The following is a 24,431-nucleotide window of genomic DNA, read 5'->3' as shown; positions in this document are numbered from 1 at the left end:
GGCGACGTGAGCGAGACCACAGTGGGGGTCCTGGCACGAGGGCACCTGGCGCCGCCGCCGCGGACGCTGCTCGACGTGCTGCGCACGAGCGTGCTCGCGCATCCGGATGCCTCTGCGCTCGAGGACGCCGAAGGCGCCCTCTCCTACCGCGAGCTCATGGCCGCCGTGATCCGCACCGCAGCCCGCCTCTCGCTCGAGGGCGTCCGCCGCGGCGACCGCGTCGGGGTGCGGATGCCCTCCGGCACCCGGGAGCTGTACATCGCGATCCTGGGCATCATGGCAGCGGGCGCCGCCTACGTGCCCGTCGACGCGGACGACCCGGAGGAGCGCGCGCAGCTCGTCTTCGGGGAGGCGCGCGTGCGCGGCGTCGTGACCGCCGGCGGCCGCTATGCCCCGGCCGCACTGCCCGCCGGCGGAGGGGCGCACGACCACGACGCCCCCGCGACCGCGCTCTTCGAGGGCGCTCCCGCGCATCCGAGCACCGCGGGGCTGCCGATCCCGACCCAGCCGACGCCCGACGACGATGCCTGGGTCATCTTCACCTCCGGCTCGACGGGCACGCCGAAGGGCGTCGCCGTCAGCCACCGCTCGGCCGCCGCGTTCGTCGACGCCGAGTCCCGCGTCTTCCTGCAGGACGAGCCGATCGGCCCGGGCGACCGGGTGCTCGCCGGGCTCTCGGTCGCCTTCGACGCCTCCTGCGAGGAGATGTGGCTCGCCTGGGCGCACGGCGCGTGCCTCGTGCCCGCGCCCCGATCGCTCGTGCGCAGCGGCATGGACCTCGGTCCGTGGCTGACGCTGCGCGGCATCACCATCGTCTCGACCGTGCCGACCCTCGCGTCGCTCTGGCCCGCGTCCTCGCTCGAGAACGTGCGGCTGCTGATCTTCGGCGGCGAGGCGTGCCCGCCGGAGCTCGTCGAGCGGCTCGCGACCGAGGGCCGCGAGGTCTGGAACACCTACGGCCCGACCGAGGCGACCGTCGTCGCGTGCGCTGCGCGGCTCGTGCCCGGCGAGCCCGTGCGCATCGGTCTGCCGCTCGACGGCTGGGACCTCGCCGTGGTCGACCAAGCCGGCGCGCCCGTCGCCGACGGCGAGACGGGCGAGCTCATCATCGGCGGCGTCGGGCTCGCGCGCTACCTGGATCCCGCGAAGGACGCCGAGAAGTACGCCCCGCTCCCCTCCCTCGGCTGGCAGCGCGCGTATCGCTCCGGCGACCTGGTGCGCTTCGATCGCGACGGCCTCTTCTTCGCCGGCCGCGCCGACGACCAGGTGAAGGTCGGCGGGCGCCGCATCGAGCTGGGCGAGATCGAGGCGGCGCTGAGCGCGCTGCCGGGCGTGCGGGCTGCGGCCGTCGTCGTGCAGCAGACGGATGCGGGCAACCAGGTGCTGGTGGGATACCTCGGCTGCGACGTGGCCGGGTTCGACCGCCAGGCGGCGAACGAGCGGCTACGCGAGGCGCTGCCCGCCGCGATCGTGCCCGTGCTCGCGCTGCTGCCGGAGCTGCCGGTGCGCACCTCCGGCAAGGTCGACAAGCGGGCGCTGCCGTGGCCGCTCGAGGAGCAGGGCGCGTTCGACGACGACTCCGGCGCCCCGGGGCTGACGTCGCTCGCCGCCGACTGGCAGGCGGTGCTCGGGCTCCCGGCCACGGACGAGGACGACGACTTCTTCGCCCTCGGCGGCGGCTCGCTCGCCGCGGCGCAGCTCGTGACGCGCATCCGCCAGCGCGACCCGGAGTTCACGGTCGCCGACATCTACGCCTACCCGCGCCTGGGCGCCATGGCGGCAGCGCTCGCGGCACGGACCACGACCGCCGCGCGCGGCCTGGCATCGACGCACGAGATCGTGCGCACGCCGCGCAACACGCAGTGGATCCAGACGCTGCTCGGCGTGCCGCTGTTCATCCTGAGCGGCATGCGCTGGCTGCTCGCGGCGCTCACCGCCTCGACGCTGCTGCAGGCGTGGAGCGGCTTCGACGCGCTGCCGAGCGCGCATCCGCTCGTGCTCGTCGCCGGCCTCGCGCTCTTCGCGACACCCTTCGGCCGGATGGCGATCGCCGTCGTCGCCGCCCGCACGCTGCTCGCCGGCCTGCAGGCGGGCGACTACCCGCGCGGCGGCAGCGTGCACCTGCGGCTGTGGCTCGCCGAGCAGGTCGCGCAGCAGGCGGGCGCCGTCAGCCTGGCGGGCGCGCCTTGGGTCACCCTCTACGCCAGGGCGCTCGGCGCACGCATCGGCGACGACGTCGACCTGCACTCGGTGCCGCCCGTGACCGGCATGCTGCGCGTCGGTCGGGGCGCCTCGATCGAGCCGGAGGTCGACCTCACCGGCTACTGGATCGACGGCGACCTCGTGCGCGTCGGCGCGATCCGCATCGGCGCCCGCAGCGCCGTCGGGGCGCGCTCGACGCTCGCGCCCGGCACCCGCATCGGCAAGGGCGCCGTGGTCGAGCCCGGCTCTGCCGTCTTCGGGCGCGTGCGCTCCGGTGAGCGCTGGTCCGGCTCCCCCGCCCGCCGCGTCGGCTCGGCGAGGTCGTGGTGGCCTGAGGAGCGCCCGGCGCGCTCGAGGCAGTGGGCCTGGGCCTACGGGCTCTCCGCGATCGCGCTCTCGCTCATCCCCCTGCTCGCGCTGCTCGCGGGCGCCGCGGTGCTCGCCGCCGGCATCCGCGGAGCCGACGACCTGGGCGAGGCAGCGCTGCGCTCGCTCGCTGCGCTCGTGCCGGCGACGCTCGTCGCGGGCGTCGTGCTCGCCGGGCTCATCGTGCTCGTCGTGCGGCTGCTCGCGGTCGGCCTGACCGCCGGCGTCTTCCCGGTGCACAGCGCGAGCGGCTGGCGCGTGTGGGCGACCGAGCGCCTGCTCGACCTCTCGCGCACGATCCTGTTCCCGCTCTACGCCTCGCTCGCGACACCGGCGTGGCTGCGCCTGCTCGGCGCCCGCGTCGGGCGCGACGCCGAGATCTCGACCGTGCTGCTCATCCCGAAGATGACGACGGTCCACACCGGCGCGTTCCTCGCCGACGACACACTGGTCGCCTCCTACGAGCTCGGCGGCGGATGGGTGCGCATCGCCCACGCCGAGATCGGCGAGCGCGCCTTCCTCGGCAACTCCGGCATGGCCAGCGCCGGCAACCGCATCCCGAACGACGCGCTCGTCGCGGTGCTCTCGGCAGCGCCGCGGAAGGCGAAGAAGGGCTCGTCGTGGCTGGGCTCGCCCCCCGTGCGCCTGCGCCGCACGCCGGTCGAGGTCGACGCGGCGCGCACCTACGCCCCCTCGCCGTGGCTGCGCATCGCCCGCGCCCTGTGGGAGCTCGGCCGCATCGTGCCCGTGCTCGTCACCGTCGGCATCGGCATCGGCGTGATGGGCGCGCTGCTCTGGATCGTGGATGCCTGGGGCGGCCTGGCAGCGGTGCTCCTGAGCGGCGTCGTGATGCTCGGCGCCGGCGCCATCGCCGCCGGCATCAGCACGGCCGCGAAGTGGCTGCTGATCGGCCGCATCAAGGCGGGCGACACACCGCTGTGGTCCTCGTTCGTGTGGCGGAGCGAAGTCGCGGACACCTTCACCGAGATGGTCGCGGCCCCGTGGTTCGCGCAGTCGGCGGCCGGCACGCCCGCGCTCGTCTGGTGGCTGCGCAGCCTCGGCGCGCGCATCGGCCACGGCGTCTGGTGCGAGAGCTACTGGCTGCCGGAGGCCGACCTCGTGACGCTCGCCGACGCATCCGCCGTGAACCGCGGCTGCGTCGTGCAGACCCACCTCTTCCACGACCGCATCATGTCGATCGACACGGTCGAGCTCGAGCGCGGCGCGACCCTCGGGCCGCACAGCGTGATCCTGCCGGCAGCGCGCATCGGCGAGCACGCGACCGTCGGCCCGGCGTCGCTCGTGATGCGCGGCGAGCTCGTCCCCGACCGCAGCCGGTGGAGCGGCAACCCGATCGGCCCGTGGCGCGAGGTCACCGTCGCCGACTACCACGCGGTGAGCACGTGAGCCCGTCGAAGGGCGCGCCCCGCGGTGGCGAGCCCTACGCACCCGGCTCCGGCGACCTCGCCTGGAGCGCCCGGCACTACGACCTCGAGCTGCAGTACCGCATGGCGAGCAACCGCCTCGACGCCGTCGCGCGCATCTCGGGCCGGGCCGCGCACGAGCTCACCGAGATCTCGCTCGACCTCGTCGGCCTGCGCGTCAGCAAGGTCTCGCTCGACGGCGAGCGGCGCACCGCGCACGCCCAGCGCCCCGGCAGGCTCGTCGTGCGCCCGTCCGCTCCCATCGCGGCAGGCCAGGCGTTCGAGCTCGAGATCGCCTACGCCGGCACCCCCGCGCCGCGCCGCACGCCCTGGGGCCTCGTCGGCTGGGAGGAGCTGGAGGACGGTGCCATCGTCGCCTCGCAGCCGACCGGCGCCCCCACCTGGTACCCCTGCAACGACCGCCCGAGCGACAAGGCGACCTACCGCATCCGCGTCACCACCGAGCAGGGCTACCGGGTCGTCGCGACCGGAGCGCTCATCGAGGAGTCGACGCGGTCGGGCCGCAAGACCCGCACCTTCGAGTGCCGCACGCCCGCCGCGACCTACCTGACCACCGTGCAGATCGGCCGCTACATGCGCAGCGCGACGACCGACGCGCAGGTGCCGGTCATCGCCTACTACCCGGCGGCGCTCGAGCACCGCGTGCGCGCCGACCTCGATCCGCTGCCGCGCATGCTCGCCTGCTTCGTCGAGCGCTTCGGCCCCTACCCCTTCGACGACTACACGGTGGTCGTGACGGCAGACGACCTCGAGATCCCGCTCGAGTCGCTCGCTGGCGCCGTCTTCGGCGCCAACCTCATCGACGGCAGGGGCGGCGAGGAGCGGCTCATCGCCCACGAGCTCGCGCACCAGTGGTTCGGCAACAGCGTGGGGCTGGCCGGCTGGCAGCACATCTGGCTCAACGAGGGCCTGGCCTGCTATGCCGAGTGGCTCTGGGCAGAGGCCGCGGGCACCGGGACGACCGATGCGCTCGCCCGCGAGCACCACCAGCGGCTGCGACGCCTGCCGCAGGACCTCGTGCTCGGCGACCCCGGCCCGACGCTGATGTTCGACGACCGCGTGTACAAGCGGGGCGCGCTGCTCGTGCACGCGCTGCGGCTCACGCTCGGCGACGTGCGGTTCTTCGGGCTGCTCCACGATTGGACGGCGCTGCACCCCCACTCGACCGTGACGACCGCCGACTTCCGCGCGCTCGCCGCCAAGGTTGCCGCAGAGCCGCTCGACGCGCTGTTCGACGCCTGGCTGCTCGAGACCGCGTTGCCGCCGCTGCCGGCCGCAGGCGCGCGCACGGGCGGCCGGCGCGCGCGCCGCGCGCGCTGACCGGGCGCTCAGCGGCGCTGCACCTCGAGCGCCAGGCTGACGACCAGACCGGCCTCGGCCAGCGCATCGCCCTCGAGCACGACGTCGTGCACGGCGTAGCGCCGTGCGCTGCCGGGCGCGGATGCGGTCAGGCCGTCGCCGGTCGACTCGAGCAGCACCGCGGCCGGGTCGACGCGCAGCCCCCGCCCGTCCGCCTTCAGCACCGCCTCGACCTGGGTCCAGCGGCGCAGCGGGTCCGCGGGGCCGGTGAGCAGCGCCCGCAGCGCTTCGACGCGCGCTGCCGGCGCCTCGCGCGGCTCGGCGTCGATGCCGACGCGCAGCCCCCGCGCGGCCGCGACCACGTGCCGCGCCCCGCTCGCAGGGCCGACGTGCGAGAGCGAGACGCCGATGCCCCGCGCGGCCGCCGGCGCCATGACGACCGGTCGCCCGTGCGCGCCGCCGCAGTCGGGGCAGCGCTGCGCGATGACGACGGCGGATGCGTCGTCGACGCCCGCGAGCTGGGCGACGATCGCGCGCAGCGCGTCGTGCGCCGCCGATCGGTCTCCGCGCACGTGCGCGACCACCGCATCCGCCACCCGCATGGGCCAAGTCTGGCATCGGGCCGCCGCGCTGGCGCCGGTATCGGTTTCGCAACGTTCTCCACAGCGCGACCGCTGCCCCCACGGTCGATCGCCGCTGGCGGGTAACCTGCGGACGCAGCGCTGCACGGTGGAGTGCGCGCACAGAGGAGTCACGATGCCCGTGCGACCCGCCCTGCCCGGGCGCCCTGCGGTGCCCGAGCGCCCTGCGGTGCCCGAGCGCCCTGCCTCGCCCGTGCTGTCCGGGCACTCCCGATCGCCCTGGAGGCAGGCAGCGCTGGCGCTGGTCAGCGCAGCCGCCGTGCTCGGCAGCCTGCTCGTGGCGCCGCTGCCGAGCGCGTCGGCGTCGACCGGCACCGCTGCCGAGATCGGCGCAGCCGCGCCCGCGGCATCGACGCCGACCGCGATCGACGCGTGCCTGATGCGCTCGGCGATCGTGCCCGTCGACGTGGATCCCGCCGGCGACCCCGCCGTCGCGCGGACCGCCGCGATGCGCACGCTCCAGCATGCGCTGCTCACCGCCGGGGAGAGCGAGCTGGCCGGTGCCGAGCCTCGCCACGACGCCGCCGGCGAGGTCGTGGGCCTCGACGTCGTCGAGACGCAGCCGGGCGCTGCCGCTCGCCTCGCAGCGGCCGTCATGCCGGCGCTCCCCGCCGACGCGCGCGGTCTCGTGCAGGCAGCCGACGTCGTGGTCGTGGGGCGTGCCGAGCAGCCGCTGCGGGTCCTCTGCGACAGCCTCGACCGCGTGCTCGCCACGACGGGGGCCGCCGAGGGCGTCGTCTCGGCAGCCATCGACCACCGCGCGGGCTCGCTGCGCATCGGGGTCGACGCCGCGACGCTCGCGCGGCAGGCGCCCGCTGCGCGCGGCTCGATCCAGCGACTGCCGGAGGCCACCGAGGGCGAGGCCGCAGCGCCGGCCGCCGCCGAGCTCGTCACCGCGCTCGGCCTCGAGGCGCTCGCGGTGCCGATCGAGCTCATCGCCGACCGCGCCGACACCGCCGTCAGCCGCCTGCACGACACCGACGGCTGGGGTGGCGGCAACGCCGTGCGCGTCGGCGCAGGCGGCGGCCTCCTGGGCCTCGCCTGCACGACGGGCTTCGCGGTCCGCCTAGCCGACGGCGCCCCCGCCGTCATGAGCGCCGGCCACTGCCCCGGCCGCAGCGGCGGCAACGGCATGGCCGTCGTGAGCGGCCACGCCTCGGCGCTCTGCGGCACGGGCAGCGGCGCACCCATCGGCACCGTCTCGCAGAACCTCCTGACGAGCTCGAGCCGGATCGACACGATGGTCATCCGCACGGCCGCCGCGCGGCCGACGATGTGGCGCGGCAGTGCCTGCCTGGGCTCCGGCGAGGCGCCCGTGCACGGTGCCACGCTGATCGGTCCCGGCCAGCGCGTCGACTTCTCGGGCGCGCGCCAGGGCGAGCGCACCGCGACCCGCACGTCGGAGCCCGCGGGCTGCTTCGACTTCGGCTACTGGGCCTGCTCGATCTACCGCGCGACGTCGAGCGCGCCGGCGACGAGCGCCGGCTACGCGTGCCTGCCGGGTGACAGCGGCGGGCCCGCCTTCCGGGCACGCCCCGAGGGCGGCGTCTTCGCGCTCGGCATCATCTCCGCCTCCGGCTACGACGTGGGCATCAACCGGTGCAGCTGGGTCGACATGGAGACCGCCCTGCGGGCCAGCGGCGCGACGATCATGACCGACGCCTCGCTCACCATGCCGACACCCTCCCGCCTGGCCGGCGTCAATCGCTTCGACACCGCGGCGCTGGTCTCCCGCCAGGGCCACCCGAGCGGCGCGACCGAGGTGTGGGTCGCGAGCGGCCAGGGCTTCGCCGACGCGCTCGGCGCCGGGGCGGCTGCCGCGCACCGCCGCGCTCCGCTGCTGCTGACCGCGAACGGCTGGCTGCCCGATGCGACGAGGGCAGAGCTCGAGCGGCTGCGCCCCACGCGCATCGTGCTGACCGGCAGCACCGCGTCGGTCTCGGCGGCGGTCGAGGAGGAGCTCGCGGAGATCGCGCCGGTGCGGCGCCTGGGCGGCGCGAACCGCTACGAGACCAGTGCCGCCATCGCAGCGTTCGCCTTCCCCGACGGCGCGCCGACCGCGTATGTCGCGAGCGGCCGCCTGTTCGCCGACGCGCTCGCCTCTGCCCCAGCGGCCGCGCGCGCTGCGGCACCCGTGCTCATCGTGAACGGCCTCGCGGGCCGGGCGGCCGACCCGGCGACGCTCGGGGTGCTCGACACCCTCGGCACGAGCCGCGTGATCCTGGTCGGCGGGCTCCCGAGCGTCAGCGCCGAGCAGAGCGAGGCGCTGCGCGAGGGCCGCACGCTCACGCGCATCCAGGGCAGCAACCGCTACGAGACCGCAGCGCTCGTGAACCGCGCCTTCGGTGCCACGCCTCCGGCGCTCTACGTCGCGAGCGGCCAGGACTTCCCCGATGCGCTCGCGGCGGGCGCCGTGGCGGGCATGCGCGGCGCCCCGCTCTACCTCACGCCGAGCACCTGCCTGTCGCCGCACATCCTCGACGCCCACACGCGGCTCGGCGGCCCCGGGGTCTGGCTGCTCGGCAGCCAGACCACCCTGTCGCACGACATCACCCGCCGCGAGCTCTGCTGACCCAGCCCGCACCGGCCCGGTGCACACCGGCAGCGGGCGCGGGCGTGATAGGACTGCAGGCGTGGATGCGCCCGACCAGCACAGCACCGAGATCTCCTACGACGAGCAGCGATACCCCGCTCGTCCCCGACGCCTGCGCCCGCGAGATCAGATCCGCGGTGGCAGCCTGAGGCGGTTCAGCAACGATCCGCGCACGGCGAACGCCTCGAACCCCTCCTACGTCGAGTGGCTCGTGCGGCAGTCGATGCTCAAGGATGCCGACGTGCTCGGCCGGCAGCTCTCCGGGCAGCCGTCGATGTGGCGCAACCCCTACGCCCGGCCCGACGCCCGCCGGGCGATCGGCGTCACCGACGTCTGGTTCACGGCCTACCCGATCTCGTTGATCACGCGGCCCGGCCAGTCCTTCCTCGAGGCGCTCGGCGACGACGCGCTGTGGGCCGCCTTCGAGCACATCGGCATCACCGGCCTCCACACCGGCCCCGTCAAGCGCGCCGGCGGCATCACCGACTGGCGCGAGACGCCCAGCGTCGACGGCCACTTCGATCGCATCAGCACGCAGATCGACCCCGCGTTCGGCGACGAGGAGGCATTCCGACGCCTCTCCGACGTGGCGGATGCGCATGGCGGCAGCGTCATCGACGACATCGTTCCAGGCCACACGGGCAAGGGCGCCGACTTCCGGCTCGCCGAGATGGCCTTCAAGGACTACCCCGGCATCTACCACATGGTCGAGATCCCGCCGGAGGACTGGCACCTGCTGCCCGAGGTGCGCGAGGGGCGCGACGCCGAGAACCTCGACGCCGCGAGCGAGCGCGAGCTGAGCGACCGCGGCTACATCATCGGCGAGCTGCAGCGCGTCATCTTCTACATGCCCGGCGTGAAGGAGACCAATTGGAGCGCCACGGCGCCGGTGCTCGGCGTCGACGGGGTGCAGCGCCGCTGGGTCTACCTGCACTACTTCAAGCAGGGCCAGCCCTCGATCAACTGGCTCGACCCGACGTTCGCCGGCATGCGCCTCGTGATCGGCGACGCGCTGCACTCGCTCGGCGACCTCGGCACCAGTGCGCTGCGCCTCGACGCCAACGGCTTCCTCGGCGTCGAGAAGAGCGCCGAGGGCCTGCCGGCGTGGTCCGAGGGTCACCCGCTCTCGCAGGCGGCGAACCACATCATCGCCGGCATGGTGCGCAAGGTGGGCGGCTTCACCTTCCAGGAGCTCAACCTCACGATCGAGGACATCCGCGACACGAGCGCGGTCGGCGCCGACCTGTCCTACGACTTCGTCAGCCGGCCCGGCTACCACCACGCGCTGGCGACCGGCGAGACCGAGTTCCTCCGCCTGACGCTCATGACCTCGCTCGAGCTGGGCGTCGAGCCCGTCGGCCTCGTCCACGGCCTGCAGAACCACGACGAGCTCACCTACGAGCTCGTGCACTGGGCGACGCGGCACCGCGACGACGTCTACCCCTTCCGCCACGAGGAGATCACGGGCGGCGAGCTCGCCGAGGTCATCCGCGCAGAGCTGACGGAGGCGCTGACGGGCACCGCCGACTACAACCGGGTCTTCACGCAGAACGGCATCGCCTGCACCACGACCTCGCTCATCGCCGCGACGCAGGGCTTCGAGCACCTCGACGACATCACCGAGGAGGCGATCCCCGGCATCCGCGACGCCCACCTGCTGCTCGCCAAGTACAACGCCTGGCAGCCGGGCGTCTTCGCGCTCTCGGGCTGGGATCTCACCGGCATGCTGACGGTGCCGGCCGACGAGGTCGCCGAGCTCATCGACTCCGGCGACACCCGCTGGATCGAGCGCGGCGCGCACGACCTGCTCGACGCATCCCCGGACGCCGTGACCTCGGCGGCGGGCATGCCGCGCGGCCGCTCGCTCTACGGCTCGCTGCCGGTGCAGATCGAGCAGCCCGACTCGTTCGTCAACGGGCTGGCCGAGGTGCTGACGATCCGGCGCGAGGAGGGCATCGCGACGGCGACGCAGCTCGACGTGCCGCACGTCGCGCATCCGGGCATGCTCGTGCTCGTGCACCGCCTCGACGACGGCGACCAGAGCGCCGAGGATGCGCGGATGCAGGTGACGGTGCTCAACTTCTCGCGCGATCAGGTCGAGGGCACCGTGCACTCCGAGGCGCTGCCCACGCAGTGCGAGGTGATCGACGCCGCCAAGGGCGAGAGCATCGGCACCGTCGACGACCTGCACAGCTTCAGCGTCAGCCTGCCGCCCTACGGCGGGCTCTTCCTGACGATCGAGCCGCTCGCGCAGGAGCGCTGACCCGGGGATGCGCGCCGAGCAGATCACCGACCCGATCGCCTATCACGGTGAGGGCCCCTGCTGGTCCGAGGGCTGGGGCGGCCTGCGCTGGGTCGACATGCTCGCCGGCGACATCCTCTCGTTCGGCGAGGGCGGTCGCGTCGAGCGCCGGCACGTCGGCACGGTCGCGGCGGCGGTGCGGCCTCGACTCGGCGGCGGAGCGGTCATCGGCGTCGAGCGCGGCTTCGCGCTCGAGGAGCCCGACGGCTCCGTGCGGGCGCTCCGGGAGCTGTGGTCGTCGCCGACGGTGCGCATGAACGAGGGCGGGTGTGACCCCGACGGTCGGTTCTACTGCGGCTCGATGGCCTACGACCAGACCAAGGGCGCCGCATCCCTCTACCGCCTGGATCCGCTGGGCGAGGTCGAGCGGGTGCTCGCGGGCGTCACGATCTCGAACGGCCTCGAGTGGAGCCCTGACGGTTCGCTCGCCTACTACGACGACACCGAGACGGGCGCGATCGCGGTCTTCGACTACGACGCGCGGCGGGGCCTGACCGGTCGCCGCGCCTTCGCGACGCTCCCCGATGACGGCGCGCCCGACGGGCTCACGGTCGATGCCGAGGGATGCGTCTGGGTCGCGGTCGCGAACGGCGGCGCGGTGCTGCGATACCGGCCCGACGGCGTGCTCGACGGTCGCGTCGAGCTGCCGGTGACGAAGGTGACCGCCTGCACGTTCGGCGGCGACGACCTCGATCGGCTCTTCATCACCACCTCGCAGGAGGACATCGACGTCGAGGCCGAGCCCGAGTCGGGTGCGCTCTTCGTCGTCGAGCCCGGTGTCACGGGCATGCCCGTGCGCGCGTTCGCCGGCTGAGCGCGTCGCCGCTCGCGCTCAGCGCCGCCGATCGAGCAGCGCGCCGAGGCCCGCCTGCAGCAGCGGCAGCGCCGAGCCCACCATGATCACGGTGCCGAGCACCACGTCGTCCGGGCGCACGAGCGCGCCCGCCAGCAGCAGCCCGGCGAAGACCACCGCCGACGAGAGCCTGCCGATCGTCCGCTGCAGGCGGTCGACGCGCGCCGCCAGCCGCGGCGTGCTCACCTCGAGCCGCCCCTCCTCGACGCGCGTCGCGAGGGCGTCGAGTCGGCGGGGCAGGCGCGCTGCGATGCGTGCGACGGCGACCCCCTCGTCGAGGATCGAGCGCGCGACGCCACCGGCCTCGTCGCGCAGCAGCCCTGCGGCATAGGGCTCTGCCGCGTCCCAGACGTTGAAGCTCGGATCGAGGGCGCTGCAGACCCCCGACGTGAGCGAGCCGGCGCGGATGATCAGGAGCAGGTCCTCCGGCAGCTGGAACGGCAGGGATCGCATGACCTCGCCGAACTCACTCGCGAACGCTCGGTACTCGCGGGGATCGACCTGCTTGAGCTCGGCGAACCCCATGCCGCCGAAGCGCGCGAAGGCCTGCGTCATCGCGCGCTCGAGCGCCGCGGTGTCGGCGGTCGGCAGCAGTGCGCCGAGCTCGGTGATCGCGGAGACGAGCCCCGCGCCGTCGCGCTGCGAGCCGGCGATGAGCAGCCGGCGCAGCCCGCTGCGCGTGCTCGCGGGCACCTCCCCCATCATCCCGAAGTCGATGAAGGTCAGCTGCCAATCGCGGCTCCCGGCGGCACCGCCGAGCGGCGTCACGAAGAGATTGCCGGGATGCGGGTCGGCGTGGAAGAAGCTGTGGGTGAAGAGCTGGTCGAACATCACCGCGGCGAAGGCGTGCGCGACCGCCGAGGGGTCGATGCCCGCCGCACGCAGCGCATCCACGTCGGTGATCTTGATCGAGGCGACGTCGGCGAGCGTCAGCACGCGGCGCGTGGTGCGCTCCCAGACGACATCTGGCGCGCGCACGCGATCGTCGCCCGCGAAGGCGGCGGCGAAGCGCTCGGCGCTCGCCGCCTCGTGCAGGTAGTCGATCTCCTCGAGGCTCGTGCGCGCGAACTCCTCGACGAGCGCGGGCGCATCCACGCGTCGCGAGACGAGGCGCACGCGGCTGAGCCAGCCGCCGACGCGGCGGAGCGCCGTGAGGTCGACGTCGACGATCGCGCCGATGCCCGGGCGCTGCACCTTGACCACCGCATCCGATGAACCCAGGTGCTCGGCATCGAGGTCGACCAGTCGGGCGCGGTGCACCTGCCCGAGCGATGCGGCCGCGAGCGGCACCTCGTCGACCCATGCGTAGGCCCGCTCGAGCGGCATGCCGAGCTCGGCCTCGGCGAGCGCGCGCACGTCGGCGAAGGGCACGGGCGGCACCTCGTCCTGCAGGCCGGCGAGCTCCTCGGTGATCTCGGGCGGCAGCACGTCGAGTCGCGACGAGAGGAACTGGCCGACCTTGATCATGAGGCCGCCGAGGTCGGCGGCGAGCGCGTGGAAGCGGCGGGCGAGGCGCTGGAGCCGCGCCCCACGGCCACGAGCGGCGAGCGCGCCGAGCCCGATGCGCGGCAGCGCCACCTCGCACCACCAGAGGAGGGCGAGCTGGGCCGCCGCGAAGCGCACGATGCGCCGGTAGCGGGCGCGCGTGCGCGGATCGTCGGGCATCGGCTCTCCTTGTGTGCGATGAACCGGTGCCCGACGTGCCGTCGGCACCCGGGTCAGCCCTCGGCGAGGATGCTGTAGAGCCTACGGCGCGCCTCGTCGAGCACGCTGATGGCTTGGTCGACCTGCTCGGGCTTGCCGGAGCGCGCGACCTGCGCCGCCGCCTGCGCGAGCTCGAAGCCCGCCTTCGCGACGTCGCGTCGGCCCTGCTGCGGCTGCTGCTCGCCCTCGGCGCCGAGCCAAGGCGCGTGGCGCTCCTTTGCGGCGCCGGCCTCGGCGCGGCCGCCCTCGGTGAGCGCGTAGGTCTTGCGCCCGTCGGCCTCGGTCGCCGTCAGCAGCCCCTCGTCGGTCAGCAGCTGCAGCGTCGGGTAGACCGAACCGGGGCTCGGCTTCCACGCGCCGCCAGAGCGCTCCTCGATCTGCTGGATGATCTGGTAGCCGTGCATGGGCTGCTCGGCGAGCAGCGCGAGCACCGCTGCGCGCACGTCGCCGCGGCCCATCCGCTGCGGACGCGGGGGGCGGGGCGGCATGAACGCTTCGCGGAACTGCTCCATCGCATCCCACATGTGGTCACCGGGGCCAGCGCCCCGTCGTCGCGGCCCGCCGCTCGGGCCGAATCCCTCAGCATCGAATCCTGCATCGAACGTGCCGTGCATGGCATTCCCCTTCGGTCAGCGTTCCCGCCGCTCATCTGTGTTCGGCGATACTGAACGATATATCGCTGACCGCTCGAAGTCGAGAGGCCGCTAGCGACGCCTCCGGAAGCGCAGCGCCAGCACACCGGTCTCGCCCCGGCCGAGCTCCTCGAGCGACCAGCTGGAGGCCGGGAGCGGCTGCTCGAAGAGCATGCGTCCGCCGCCCAGGATCTCTGGGACGACGACGAGGTCGATCCGATCGATCAGGTCCGCCTCGAGCAGCGCCTGCATGAGGCTGACGCTGTTCAAGACGAGGATGTCCCCACCGGCCTCTGCCAGCAGGTCGCGCACGATCGCGGCGGCATCACCGCTGACGACGCGCGCGTCGCGCCACGTGGATGTGCCCGTCGAGCTGAACACGACCTTCTCCGTCTCATCCAGCCAGCGCGCGAACGCCCGATCGCGCGCATCCGCGCGTTCGTCGTCGGCGACGGGCGGCCACACGATCGCGAAGCCCTCGGCGTTGCCCGAACCCATCAGCGCGGTCGTCGCCGAGCGGATCGCGCCGTCGAGCTGGTCGCGCACGACGTCCTCGAGCACGTGGGGCACGACCCATTCCATGTCGCCCTCGCCCGCCGGGCCGGTGATGCGCCCATCCATGCTCACCGTCATGTTGAAGACGACTGTCCGCGGCATCCTGGCTCCTTCGCTCGGGCGTTCACGGCGACGCTCCCACAGATCCGCCACCAGGTCACGCGCTGGACGCGATCGGCGGGGATCGACATCCCTAGGATTGCCGCACGGACATCGCCTCGACGATCATGCGACGCGCGCCTGCGCGCTCGGGGGCAACCGACTCGAGGAGGACGAGTGCTGGAGGCACTGCTGTGGGGCGGCATCGCCGCGAGCTCGCTCATGCTCGGCGCGGTGCTGGCGATCGCCCGATCCTGGTCGGATCGCACGATCGGCATCGTGCTCGCCTTCGGAGCCGGTGCGCTCGTCGCCTCGGTCTCGTTCGAGCTGGCGGAGGCCGGGTTCGAGGAGGGCGGGCCGCTCGGCGTCGGGGTCGGGCTCGCCATCGGCGCGCTCGCCTACTTCACCGCCGACCGCCTCGTCGAGCGCTGGTCGGGTCGCCGCGGAGGCGGCGCGGCGGGCCTCCCGCTCGCGATCGGTGCCCTGCTCGACGGGGTGCCGGAGCAGGCGGTGCTCGGCATCGGCCTCGCCACCGGCGGAGGCGTCAGCTTGGCCCTGCTCGTGTCGATCTTCGTGTCGAACCTGCCGGAGTCGATCGGTTCATCCGCCGACATGCTGCGCGACGGTCGCTCGAAGCGCTTCGTGCTGCTCCTGTGGTCGGGGGTCGCGGTGGTGAGCGTCATCGCGGCGCTCGCGGGCCGCGCGGTCGCCGATGCCGCCTCCGGCTTCGCGGTCGCCCTCGTGGACGGCATCGCCGCGGGCGCGCTGCTCGTCATGCTGATCGACGCGATGATCCCGGAGGCGCGCGAGAAGGCTCGTGAGAGCGCGGGGCTCGCGACAGTGGTCGGCTTCGCGGTCGCCGCTGGGCTCTCGCTCATGGGCGGCGGCTGATCGCAGCGCGTCGAGCCGCAGAGGCCCTCCGACCGCGCGATCACTCCGCGCGCGGCCAATCGCTCGTGAGGTATGCCTCGACAGCCCGATGGCGGAACGTGTAGAGCTTGCCGCGGTCGATGATGCCGCGCACCGTGTCGAGGCGCTGCGAGGTGGGCCCGGCATCCGTCGTCTTCGCGTACCCGGCCTCCGCGGCGATGCGGCCGAGCTTGCGCACGCGAGCCGGCAGGGCGGCCATCGCCTCGAGGAACGCGCGCTCGCGCTGCGGCAGCCGGGTGAGGATGCGCTCGACGTGCGCGGCCGCCTCCCGCTGCGCCCCGCGCCATCCGCTCACGACCTGCTCGCGGGTGATCACCGCAGCGCGGCTGGCGTACCAGGCGCGCTCGCCCGCGAGCTGGAACAGGAAGGGCTCTCCGCGGCACAGGTCGACGATCGCGGCCGCCGCGTCGTCCTCCATGCGGATGCGCGTGGTGCCGCCGTCGCCGTCCGGCACCTCCCAGCCCGGCAGCACGAACCCGTGCAGCGCGGCGGTGATGTCCTCGTCGTCGATCGCCGTGAGCACCGTGGTCTTGAAGCGGCGGGCGAAGGTCGCGCCCTTGTGGGCCCCGGCTCGATCCTCGAAGTCGGGGAGCCCCGTGAGGTAGACCGCGATGGGCAGCGAGCGGCGCACCTTCGCGCCGCCGGGCAGCTCGACCGCCTCCTCGTGCGTGATCGCGTCGCCGAGCGCGATGAGCAGCTGCGAGAGCGCGTGCTCGTCGGCGATGTTCTGCACCTCGTCGATGTGGATGAGCGCGACGGTGCCGCGCGCCACCGCGGCCCGCCCGACCTCGACGAGGAGCGCGGTGAGCGCGGTGTGCGGCTCCGGGCCCTCCTGGGCCCGCACCGTCAGCGAGAGGCCGCTCGCCGCGACCGTCTGCACGCGGGCGAGCGCCTGCGCGATGCGTCGCTCCCGCGATGACGGCAGACCCGCCTCCTCCGCGAGCGCGAGCACGGCCGAGGCGACGAGCTTGAGCGGATCCGATCCCGAGGGGATGCGCAGCTGCGGGGTGACCCAGTCCCCCGCTGCTGCGGCGTGCTGCGCGATGCGGCGCACGAGCGAGGACTTGCCGAGACCGGGCTCCCCGAGGATCGTGCGACCGCGCTCGGGCAGACCCGCGATCAGCCGAGGACGCACGACATCGCGCCAGTCGCTCAGCTGCTCCGTCCGGCCCGCCCAGACATCCGGCACGATGTCGGCGCCCGGGCTGAAGGGGTTCGTCTGAGCAGTGCGCACGCGATAACTTTATCGCGCACGCGGACGCTTGGTAAAGTTATCGTCTCGCTCCGATCGGCAACCGGTGAGCCGCCGGTCGTTCACGACTCCGGCGGCCGGTGCCCGCGGCGCCGGATGGCGCGCAGCTGCTGAACGCACAGCGCCATGGTGATGGATGAGCCGATGATCGTGAACCACAGCGAGCCATTGCCGTCGTCGAAGATCAGGAGCAGAGCGCTGAGCGCGACCACGGTCAGCGCGAAGCCGAACAGCACCCACCAGAAGACCGGCCTCTTCGCGATGTCGTCCATATCGCCCACCCTTGCACAGCGACCGGAGCACGCAGCGCTGCAGCGAACGCGACGACGTACGTCGCCTGTGCACCTGCTCTGGCTCCAAGCGATCCTTGCCCACGGATCGCTTAGCCTGATGCGATGTCCCACGCGCATGCACCGGCGTCCGAAGCCGCCACCGATCAGCACGCCCCCTCGAAGCTCAAGCGGGGCATCACCGGCCCGCTGCTGTTCGTGTTCATCCTCGGCGATGTGCTCGGTGCCGGCGTCTACGCCTTGACCGGCGAGCTCTCCGGCGAGGTCGGAGGCGCGATGTGGCTCCCGCTGCTGGTCGCATTGCTGCTGGCGCTGCTCACCGCCGGCTCCTACGCAGAGCTCGTGACCAAGTATCCGCGCGCCGGTGGAGCCTCGGTCTTCGCGCTGCGCGCCTTCAAGAGCCCGATCGTGTCGTTCCTCGTCGGCTTCTGCATGCTCGCGGCGGGCGTCGTCAGCGCTGCCGGCCTGGCGCTCGCGTTCGCGGGCTACTTCGAGTCGCTCGTGCCGGTGGCCGCGATGATCGTCGCACCCGTGTTCCTGGTGCTCGTCGCCGCCCTCAATGCCCGCGGCATCCGCGAGTCGCTCGCGAGCAACGTGGTCATGACGATCATCGAGCTCTCGGGCCTGCTGCTCATCATCGTCGCCGTCGCGCTCATGGTGAGCGGCGGCGGCGGCGACCTCGCCCGCGTCGGTGAGTTCCCTGCGGACACGAACCCGGCGGTAGCGACGCTCGCCGCGGCGATCATCGCCTACTACTCGTTCGTCGGCTTCGAGACCTCGGCGAACGTGGCCGAGGAGATCCAGAACCCGACGAAGGTCTACCCGCGAGCGCTCATCGGCTCGCTGCTTGTCGCCGGCGTCGTCTACGTGCTGGTGGGCCTGGCGAGCGCCATCGCGCTGCCCTCCGACGAGCTGTCGGGATCGACCTCGCCGCTGCTCGACGTGTTCGCCGCGACGGGGCTGCCCGTGCCCGGCTGGATCTTCAGCCTCATCGCCCTCATCGCGGTCGCGAACGGTGCGCTGCTGACGATGATCATGGCGAGCCGGCTCACCTACGGCATGGCCGAGCAGCGCCTCCTCCCCTCCGTCCTCGGCCGCGTGCTCCCGCGCCGCCGCACGCCCTGGGTCGCCATCGTGGTCACGACCGCCATCGCGATCGGCCTGACGTTCATCGGCGACCTCGGCACGCTCGCCGAGACGGTGGTGCTGCTCCTGCTGTTCGTCTTCCTCAGCACCAACATCGCCGTGCTCGTGCTGCGTCGCGACCGCGTCGAGCACGAGCACTTCCGCGTCTGGAGCTGGGTGCCGGTGCTCGGCATCGGCTCGTGCATCCTGCTCCTCACGCAGCAGGAGCCGCACGTGTGGCTCTTCGGTGGGATCGCCCTCATCGTGGGTCTCATCGCCTACGTCGCCTCTGGCGGCCTGCGGCGCCGGGGCGCTCGGGCGGAGCCGGTCGAGGCGCCCGAGACCGAGCCCCGCTGACGCAGCGAGGCGCACACCGCGCGAGGCCTCAGCGCCGAACGGTCCCGCTGCTCAGGGCTGGGTGGAGGCGCCCGGCGCCGTCGCCGCATACCGCTCGGCGAGCGTGGCGAACGCGGCAGCGAGCTCGGGAGGCCCGACGACCCGCATGGGCACCTCGAACCTCCCGAACGACGCGGCCAAGGCTCCCCATGACCAGGAGCCAGCTTCGAGACCGGAGGTCTCGTCGTCGATCGCGGTGACCGTGCCGTCGCCGGCGAAGGGCAGGACGTCGCGGGCGGGGAGCTGCAGGATGACGGTGCCGCGGCACGGCCACTCGTTCGTGCTCGACCCCTTGAAGCGAGCGGAGACGAACGCACCGACATCGCCGCCCGGCACCGACCGCGGCGTGAAGCGCGGGCCGTTGGGGACGCGCGGATGCACGCGATCCACGCTGTAGAGGCGCCAGTCCTCGCGCTCCAGATCCCAGCCGACGAGGTACCAGCGCCCGTGCGAGGCGACGAGGTGGTGCGGCTCCGCGCGGCGGGGCTGCACGGGCTGCCGTGCATCGCCGGCGGCTCCGTCGCGGGCCGCATAGTCGAAGCGCAAGACCTCCCGGTCGCGGATGCCGTTCGCGAGCGCGACCAAGACGTCCAGTGAGACGGTCATGGGCGCGGCATCCCCCGGCCGGCCGATCGCCGTGACCTCGAGCACGTCGAGGCGGTGGCGGAGCCGCGAGGGCATGACCTGGCGGATGGTGCCGAGGGCGCGGATCGCGGCCTCCTCGATCCCCGCGCCGAGCGTGGGTGCCGACTGCAGCGCGATGGCGATCGCGACGGTCTGGTCGTCGTCGAAGAGGAGCGGCGGCAGCTCGCTGCCCGCATCGAGCCGATAGCCGCCGTCCGGGCCCATGGTGGCCTGGATGCGATACCCCATCTCGCGGAGGCGGTCGATGTCGCGTCGCACCGTGCGGTCGCTGACGGCCAGCCTGGATGCCAGGAGCGACCCTGGCCAGTCGCGCCGAGCCTGCAGCAGGGAGAGCACCTGCAGCAACCGCGAGGTCGTCGTCATGCTCTGACCCTAGGGGCGGTCTAGGACAGGAGTCGACCTACACGACTGCGACGCTGGACGCATCGAGCCAGGCAGGCCGATCACACCGAGGAGCAGCGATGACCATCCAGACGACCACCCACCTCAACTTCCGCGGGGACGCGCGGCAGGCACTCGAGTTCTACCAGTCCGTGTTCGGCGGCCAGACCGTCATCAACACCTACGCAGACTTCGGCATGCCTGCGGAGCTGCCCGGTGCCGACAAGGTCGTGTTCGGCCTCGTCGCTGCCGAGAGCGGCTTCCGCGTGATGGGCTACGACATTCCCGGCCAGACCGGAGGGTCGATCGCCGGCGGCGGCGCGACGCACCGAGAACACGGCACCACGGTGACCGATCAGGCGCTGTTCGTCTCGATCGGTGCCGCCACCCTCGAGGAGCTCCAGGGCTACTGGGATGCGCTGTCGGTCGACGCCGTCGTCGTCGAGCCGCTCGCCGCGTCGGCGTGGGGCGCGGGCTTCGGCATGCTCACCGACCGCTTCGGCGTCACCTGGAGCGTGAGCGTCACCGCCGCCTGAGCGACGGTGTTGCCTGTCGTGGTGCGGGTTGCGGCGGCCCGCGCCACGGCGCCCGCAGCGAGGTGCTCGTGGGTTCGTCAGCGCCCCTCAGTCAGCACGGAGTGCAGGGACTGCACCGGCGTGATCCATTGGCATCCCGGATATCGCGCCTGGAGCTCCGCCGCGACGTGCGGGGGCGGCGGCTCGCCGCAGCCTCCGGGCTCTCGCAGCTCGGAGGCGAAGGCGCTGGCCGCGACTTCGACGTAGCCGCTGAAGAGCGCGACGAAGCTCGGCGCGTGGACGGCGAAGCCGACGGTGATGCCAGCGCCGAGCGTTCGACCGATGACGACGACGTGGTCACCGATGGGTCGCATCTCGAGGAGGCGGAACCCGGTCTCCTGCTCGACGCCGGGGAAGCCGAGCTCATCGTGCAGGCGTGCCGCGAATGCCTGAGCGACGGTCACGATGTGCCGTCTGCGGTGAGGGTGGTCACGGCCGCTGCGGCGTTCGTGACGGAGATGAGGAAGCGGAGCATGGGCGGCCTCTCGTGCGGCGTGGACGGCGGCCGCGCTGCTGCTCGTCGCCCTCGGCAAGAGCGTGCCACAACACCATCGGATGAGACCGGAACGCCAGCACCTGGGTCATCCCGGGTAGGGTCGGGCGATGAGGCGCGCGGATCATCGGCGCTTCGGCCGAGCGTGCCACGAGCGCCCGCCGCCCGAACCCGCGACGCACGAGCCTTCCGCTCGACCGAGCGACAACGACTTCCCCGCGGCTCGCACCGCGCCCCCGATCGAGAGCAGACATGAGACACCCGAAGACCTCGAAGCCCGCACGACACCACCTGGAGATCCCCGCGCCCCAGCCCCTGAAGAAGGGCGGCATGCGGATCACGCCACTGGGCGGGCTCGGCGAGATCGGCCGCAACATGACCGTCTTCGAGCACAACGGCAAGCTGCTCATCGTCGATTGCGGTGTCCTCTTCCCCGAGGAGAACCAGCCCGGCATCGACGTGATCCTGCCCGACTTCTCGGCGATCCGCTCGCGGCTGGCCGACGTCGTGGGGATCGTCCTCACGCACGGCCACGAGGACCACATCGGCGGTGTCCCCTACCTGTTGAAGGAGCGCGCCGACATCCCCGTCATCGCCTCGAAGCTGACGCTCGCGCTCATCACCGCGAAGCTCGAGGAGCACCGCATCAAGCCGCGGACGCGGCAGGTGAAGGAGGGCGATCGCATCGATGCCGGCCCCTTCGACCTCGAGTTCCTCGCCGTCAACCACTCGATCCCCGACGGGCTCGCCGTCGCCATCCGCACGGCCGCTGGGCTCGTGCTGCACACCGGCGACTTCAAGATGGACCAGTTCCCGCTCGATGGGCGCAAGACCGACCTGCCAGGATTCGCGCGGCTGGGCGACGAGGGCGTCGACCTGTTCCTCGTCGACTCGACGAACGCCGACGTGCCCGGCTTCACGATCCCCGAGGATGACCTCGCGCCGGCGATCGATCAGGTGTTCCGCACCGCGCCGCGCCGCATCGTCGTCTCCAGCTTCGCGAGCCACGTGCACCGCATCCAGCAGATCCTCGATGCCGCGGAGCGTCACGGCCGCAAGGTCGCCTTCGTCGGCAGGTCCATGGTCCGCAACATGGGGATCGCCGCCGACCTCGGCTACCTCCGCATCCCCGACGGCCTCGTCGTCGACATGAAGGTGCTCGAGAAGCTGCCGGCGACCGACATCGTGCTGATCTGCACCGGTTCGCAGGGCGAGCCGATGGCCGCGCTGTCGCGCATGGCCAACAAGGAGCACGTCATCGACATCGGCCCGGGCGACACCATCCTGCTCGCCAGCTCGCTCATCCCGGGCAACGAGAACGCGATCTACCGCATCATCAACGCCTTCACTCGCTGGGGCGCCAACGTCGTGCACAAGGGCAACGCGAAGGTCCACGTCTCCGGGCACGCGAGCGCCGGCGAGCTCGCCTACTGCTACAACATCCTCCGGCCGACCGCCGTGCTGCCCGTGCACGGCGAGTGGCGCCACCTGACGGCCAACGCCGCGATCGCGGTGCGGACCGGCATCGACGAGGAGCAGGTCTTCGTCGTCGAGGATGGCGTCTCGATCGATCTCGTCGCCGGCAAGGCACGGGTGAGCGGACGGGTCGCCGCAGACCTCGTGCTCGTCGACGGCGGCACCACGGGCGTCGCGACCGAGGACGCGCTGACGGAGCGCCGCGTGCTCGCCGAGGAGGGCTCGATCACCGTCCTCGCGATCATCCAGCCCGACACCGGCAAGCTGACCGAGCCCCTCGAGTTCTTCAGTCGCGGATTCGTCGCGGAGCCCGGATGGGAGCAGGCCGCGAGCAAGCCGATCGAGGAAGCGCTCGCCGTGGTGGCCAGCAAGCCCGCCAAGGACCGCGACGACGTCGAAGAGGTCATCACGCGGACCCTGGCTCGATGGCTCACCCGGCGCCATCGACGCAACCCGGTGATCACCACCATCGCCGTCGAGGAGTAGCGCGCCGCGACCGAGGCGTCTTCGCTCGCTTCTCGACGGCCTCGATGGGAGCATCAGTCATGCCTCGCATCCGCCGCACCGTCCTATGACTGGCGAGGAGTCAGGAGCGGTCCGCCTCGCGGCCGCGGTTCCCTCTCCGAGCGGCGAGCGCGTGCCTGCGCGTCGCAACCTCGGCCTCATCGCCGCGGCGGCGGTGGTGATGCTCGTCGCGGACTACGCGATGTCGTCTCTGGTGATGCTGGGCTTGTACGCGCTGCCCATCATGCTCATCGGGGTCCCCGTCACTGCGGTGCTGCTGGCCGCGGCCCTGGTTGCGCTGTCCGCAGCCATGACCGGTCGCCGCAACGTCCTCGGCAGCGTCGCAGTGACCCTGCTGCTCGCAGGCGTGGGCGCCTACGGGATCGTGAGCGGTGCCCTCACGCCGCTCACCTGGCTGCCAGGGCTGCCGCCGCACCTGCTCGTCTGCGCGCTGTGCGCGCTCGCCCTCGGTGTCTTCACCGGACCGTGGCCGCTGCGCGCGGTGGGCGCTGCGGCCGTGCTCTCCGTGCTCGCGGTCATCGCGCTCGCGCCGACATCAGCGGAAGCCGCGGAGGCTCAGCGCGCCGAGATGGCGGCGCAGCACCGACAGGAGGCCATCGATTCCTTCCTCGAGGACGGCGCGCATCCCGTCGTCACCGACCACGAAGGCTGGAGCAATCCACGGATCCACCCGACCGGCGCGTCTGCGATGACGTGGGTGCGAAGCGATGCCGGTGCTGTCGCGACGATCCTGGTGCAGGCGAGCGTCGACGAGCCCGCGAGCGACGACTGGTGCTACGCCATCATGCGGCCGGGCGAATCCGACGGAACGACGACGGATGCGCTGCCGCCGTGGTGCGTGGCGACCGACGCGGGATGGGCGCGTGCAGACGGCACCGCCACGGTCTCCTACGACGACGGACGGCTCATCGCGATCAACGCCGCCAGCCAGCTCGATGCAGAGCAAGCCGGAGGCACGTCGCCCGCGACCGCTGAGGACATCGCGACGCTCGCGGGCAGCCTTCGACCGATGACGGACGGGGAGCTCGAGCAGCACGTGCTGCCCGTCTACGACTCCGGGGACACGCCGGTGATCGATGCTCCGGGCCTGTGAGCGCCGGGCGTGACCGCCCGGATCACCCGCGCGACGTGCGCCGCCACCCATGCCCCATCGAACTCGCGCGTGCGCAGCAACCATCGGTGGAAGACCGCGCCCACGAGCAGCTCGGCGGCCGCATCCGCATCCTCGACGCCGGCGACCCGGAAGCGAGCAGCGACGCCCCGCAGCTGAGGAGCCAGGAGCGACTCGCGGAACAGCTCCCCGAGCGACTCGTCCATCTGGATCTCGGCCGTGACAGCTCGAAGCAGCGCTTCCTGCGTCGGTTCGGTGAGCTCCTCGACCATCGACGACACGAGCAGCTGCAGGTCGGCGGCGAGGTCGCCGGAGTCGGGCACCGCCACCGCGCCCGAGTCGTCGAGGCTGCGCGCCAGGAGCGCATCGAACAGGATCGCTCCCGTGCTCCGCCAGGAGCGATACAGCGTCTGCTTGCTGACGCCCGCGCGAGCCGCGATGCCCTCCATCGTGATCGTCGCCACGCGAGACTCGCGAGCGAGCGCCAGCACAGCCTCGTGCACCTTGCTTCGCGTCCGGGCTCGGGCCATGCGACGATCGT

19 protein-coding genes are annotated in these 24,431 nt (G+C 72.9%); 10 read left to right on the top strand and 9 right to left on the bottom strand.

What is annotated here, in order from left to right; genetic code table 11:
* The first annotated feature begins 6 nt into the window (after positions 1 to 6).
* On the top strand, positions 7 to 3,975 hold the full coding sequence (locus BQ6202_RS05180; protein WP_072313414.1) for a Pls/PosA family non-ribosomal peptide synthetase: 3,969 nt from the start codon (positions 7 to 9) through the stop codon (positions 3,973 to 3,975).
* Positions 3,972 to 5,333: a M1 family metallopeptidase gene (locus BQ6202_RS05175; RefSeq protein WP_072313413.1), complete on the top strand. Its 1,362-nt coding sequence runs from the start codon at positions 3,972 to 3,974 to the stop codon at positions 5,331 to 5,333. The genes BQ6202_RS05180 and BQ6202_RS05175 overlap by 4 nt, the downstream gene beginning before the upstream one ends.
* Before the next feature lie 8 nt (positions 5,334 to 5,341).
* On the opposite strand, the gene BQ6202_RS05170 is transcribed toward BQ6202_RS05175, so the two are convergent.
* On the bottom strand, positions 5,342 to 5,914 hold the full coding sequence (locus BQ6202_RS05170) for a 4'-phosphopantetheinyl transferase family protein (RefSeq protein WP_072313412.1): 573 nt from the start codon (positions 5,912 to 5,914) through the stop codon (positions 5,342 to 5,344).
* A gap of 154 nt (positions 5,915 to 6,068) precedes the next feature.
* Here BQ6202_RS05170 and BQ6202_RS05165 point away from each other — a divergent pair, with 154 nt between their 5' ends.
* From BQ6202_RS05165 to BQ6202_RS05155, 3 genes are all read left to right on the top strand, one after another.
* On the top strand, positions 6,069 to 8,525 hold the full coding sequence (locus BQ6202_RS05165) for a cell wall-binding repeat-containing protein (protein WP_072313411.1): 2,457 nt from the start codon (positions 6,069 to 6,071) through the stop codon (positions 8,523 to 8,525).
* 61 nt (positions 8,526 to 8,586) lie between these two features.
* Positions 8,587 to 10,809: a maltose alpha-D-glucosyltransferase gene (treS, locus tag BQ6202_RS05160; protein WP_072313410.1), complete on the top strand. Its 2,223-nt coding sequence runs from the start codon at positions 8,587 to 8,589 to the stop codon at positions 10,807 to 10,809.
* Positions 10,810 to 10,816: 7 nt separating this feature from the next.
* On the top strand, positions 10,817 to 11,662 hold the full coding sequence (locus BQ6202_RS05155) for an SMP-30/gluconolactonase/LRE family protein (protein ID WP_072313409.1): 846 nt from the start codon (positions 10,817 to 10,819) through the stop codon (positions 11,660 to 11,662).
* 18 nt (positions 11,663 to 11,680) lie between these two features.
* Here BQ6202_RS05155 and BQ6202_RS05150 read toward each other — a convergent pair whose 3' ends face one another.
* From BQ6202_RS05150 to BQ6202_RS05140, 3 genes are all read right to left on the bottom strand, one after another.
* Positions 11,681 to 13,366 carry an ABC1 kinase family protein gene (locus BQ6202_RS05150; RefSeq protein WP_072313408.1) on the bottom strand — a complete coding sequence of 562 codons (1,686 nt, stop codon included), beginning with the start codon at positions 13,364 to 13,366 and terminating at the stop codon, positions 11,681 to 11,683.
* Positions 13,367 to 13,419: 53 nt separating this feature from the next.
* Entirely contained in the window at positions 13,420 to 14,019 is a 600-nt protein-coding gene (locus tag BQ6202_RS05145) for a PadR family transcriptional regulator (RefSeq protein ID WP_072313407.1), read from the bottom strand.
* A gap of 90 nt (positions 14,020 to 14,109) precedes the next feature.
* Positions 14,110 to 14,694: a dihydrofolate reductase family protein gene (locus tag BQ6202_RS05140; RefSeq protein ID WP_072313406.1), complete on the bottom strand. Its 585-nt coding sequence runs from the start codon at positions 14,692 to 14,694 to the stop codon at positions 14,110 to 14,112.
* 174 nt (positions 14,695 to 14,868) lie between these two features.
* Here BQ6202_RS05140 and BQ6202_RS05135 point away from each other — a divergent pair, with 174 nt between their 5' ends.
* Positions 14,869 to 15,582 (top strand): ZIP family metal transporter, encoded by a 714-nt coding sequence (locus BQ6202_RS05135; RefSeq protein WP_072313405.1) that lies wholly within the window; start codon positions 14,869 to 14,871, stop codon positions 15,580 to 15,582.
* 40 nt (positions 15,583 to 15,622) lie between these two features.
* Here the strand turns inward: BQ6202_RS05135 and BQ6202_RS05130 are convergent, their stop codons facing one another.
* Both BQ6202_RS05130 and BQ6202_RS05125 read right to left on the bottom strand, forming a co-directional pair.
* Positions 15,623 to 16,855 carry an ATP-binding protein gene (locus tag BQ6202_RS05130; protein ID WP_072313404.1) on the bottom strand — a complete coding sequence of 411 codons (1,233 nt, stop codon included), beginning with the start codon at positions 16,853 to 16,855 and terminating at the stop codon, positions 15,623 to 15,625.
* An 80-nt stretch (positions 16,856 to 16,935) separates the two neighbouring features.
* Entirely contained in the window at positions 16,936 to 17,145 is a 210-nt protein-coding gene (locus BQ6202_RS05125; RefSeq protein WP_072313403.1) for a hypothetical protein, read from the bottom strand.
* 123 nt (positions 17,146 to 17,268) lie between these two features.
* On the opposite strand from BQ6202_RS05125, the gene BQ6202_RS05120 reads away from it, so the two are divergent.
* The gene (locus BQ6202_RS05120) at positions 17,269 to 18,645 is read left to right on the top strand and encodes an APC family permease (protein ID WP_072313402.1); all 1,377 of its coding nucleotides are present in this window, start codon (positions 17,269 to 17,271) and stop codon (positions 18,643 to 18,645) included.
* 51 nt (positions 18,646 to 18,696) lie between these two features.
* On the opposite strand, the gene BQ6202_RS05115 is transcribed toward BQ6202_RS05120, so the two are convergent.
* Positions 18,697 to 19,692 (bottom strand): helix-turn-helix transcriptional regulator, encoded by a 996-nt coding sequence (locus tag BQ6202_RS05115; RefSeq protein WP_072313401.1) that lies wholly within the window; start codon positions 19,690 to 19,692, stop codon positions 18,697 to 18,699.
* A 98-nt stretch (positions 19,693 to 19,790) separates the two neighbouring features.
* Between BQ6202_RS05115 and BQ6202_RS05110 the strand changes: the two genes are divergently transcribed.
* Positions 19,791 to 20,246, top strand: a complete 456-nt coding sequence (locus tag BQ6202_RS05110; protein ID WP_072313400.1) for a VOC family protein — start codon at positions 19,791 to 19,793, stop codon at positions 20,244 to 20,246.
* A gap of 77 nt (positions 20,247 to 20,323) precedes the next feature.
* Here the strand turns inward: BQ6202_RS05110 and BQ6202_RS05105 are convergent, their stop codons facing one another.
* Positions 20,324 to 20,689 (bottom strand): hypothetical protein, encoded by a 366-nt coding sequence (locus BQ6202_RS05105; protein ID WP_072313399.1) that lies wholly within the window; start codon positions 20,687 to 20,689, stop codon positions 20,324 to 20,326.
* Positions 20,690 to 21,108: 419 nt separating this feature from the next.
* Here BQ6202_RS05105 and BQ6202_RS05100 point away from each other — a divergent pair, with 419 nt between their 5' ends.
* Both BQ6202_RS05100 and BQ6202_RS05095 read left to right on the top strand, forming a co-directional pair.
* Entirely contained in the window at positions 21,109 to 22,740 is a 1,632-nt protein-coding gene (locus tag BQ6202_RS05100; protein WP_200792220.1) for a ribonuclease J, read from the top strand.
* Between the two features lie 151 nt (positions 22,741 to 22,891).
* Positions 22,892 to 23,872 (top strand): hypothetical protein, encoded by a 981-nt coding sequence (locus tag BQ6202_RS05095; protein ID WP_143143648.1) that lies wholly within the window; start codon positions 22,892 to 22,894, stop codon positions 23,870 to 23,872.
* Here the strand turns inward: BQ6202_RS05095 and BQ6202_RS05090 are convergent.
* Positions 23,827 to 24,420: a TetR-like C-terminal domain-containing protein gene (locus BQ6202_RS05090; protein ID WP_072313396.1), complete on the bottom strand. Its 594-nt coding sequence runs from the start codon at positions 24,418 to 24,420 to the stop codon at positions 23,827 to 23,829. The two genes, BQ6202_RS05095 and BQ6202_RS05090, sit on opposite strands and share 46 nt — an antisense overlap.
* Between the last annotated feature and the right edge of the window lie 11 nt (positions 24,421 to 24,431).

This window comes from Agrococcus sp. Marseille-P2731 (assembly GCF_900117395.1).
Taxonomy (GTDB): Bacteria; Actinomycetota; Actinomycetes; order Actinomycetales; family Microbacteriaceae; genus Agrococcus.
The sequence above is the reverse complement of the archived record's forward strand: the minus strand, read 5'-3'. Positions and strand labels throughout refer to the sequence as shown.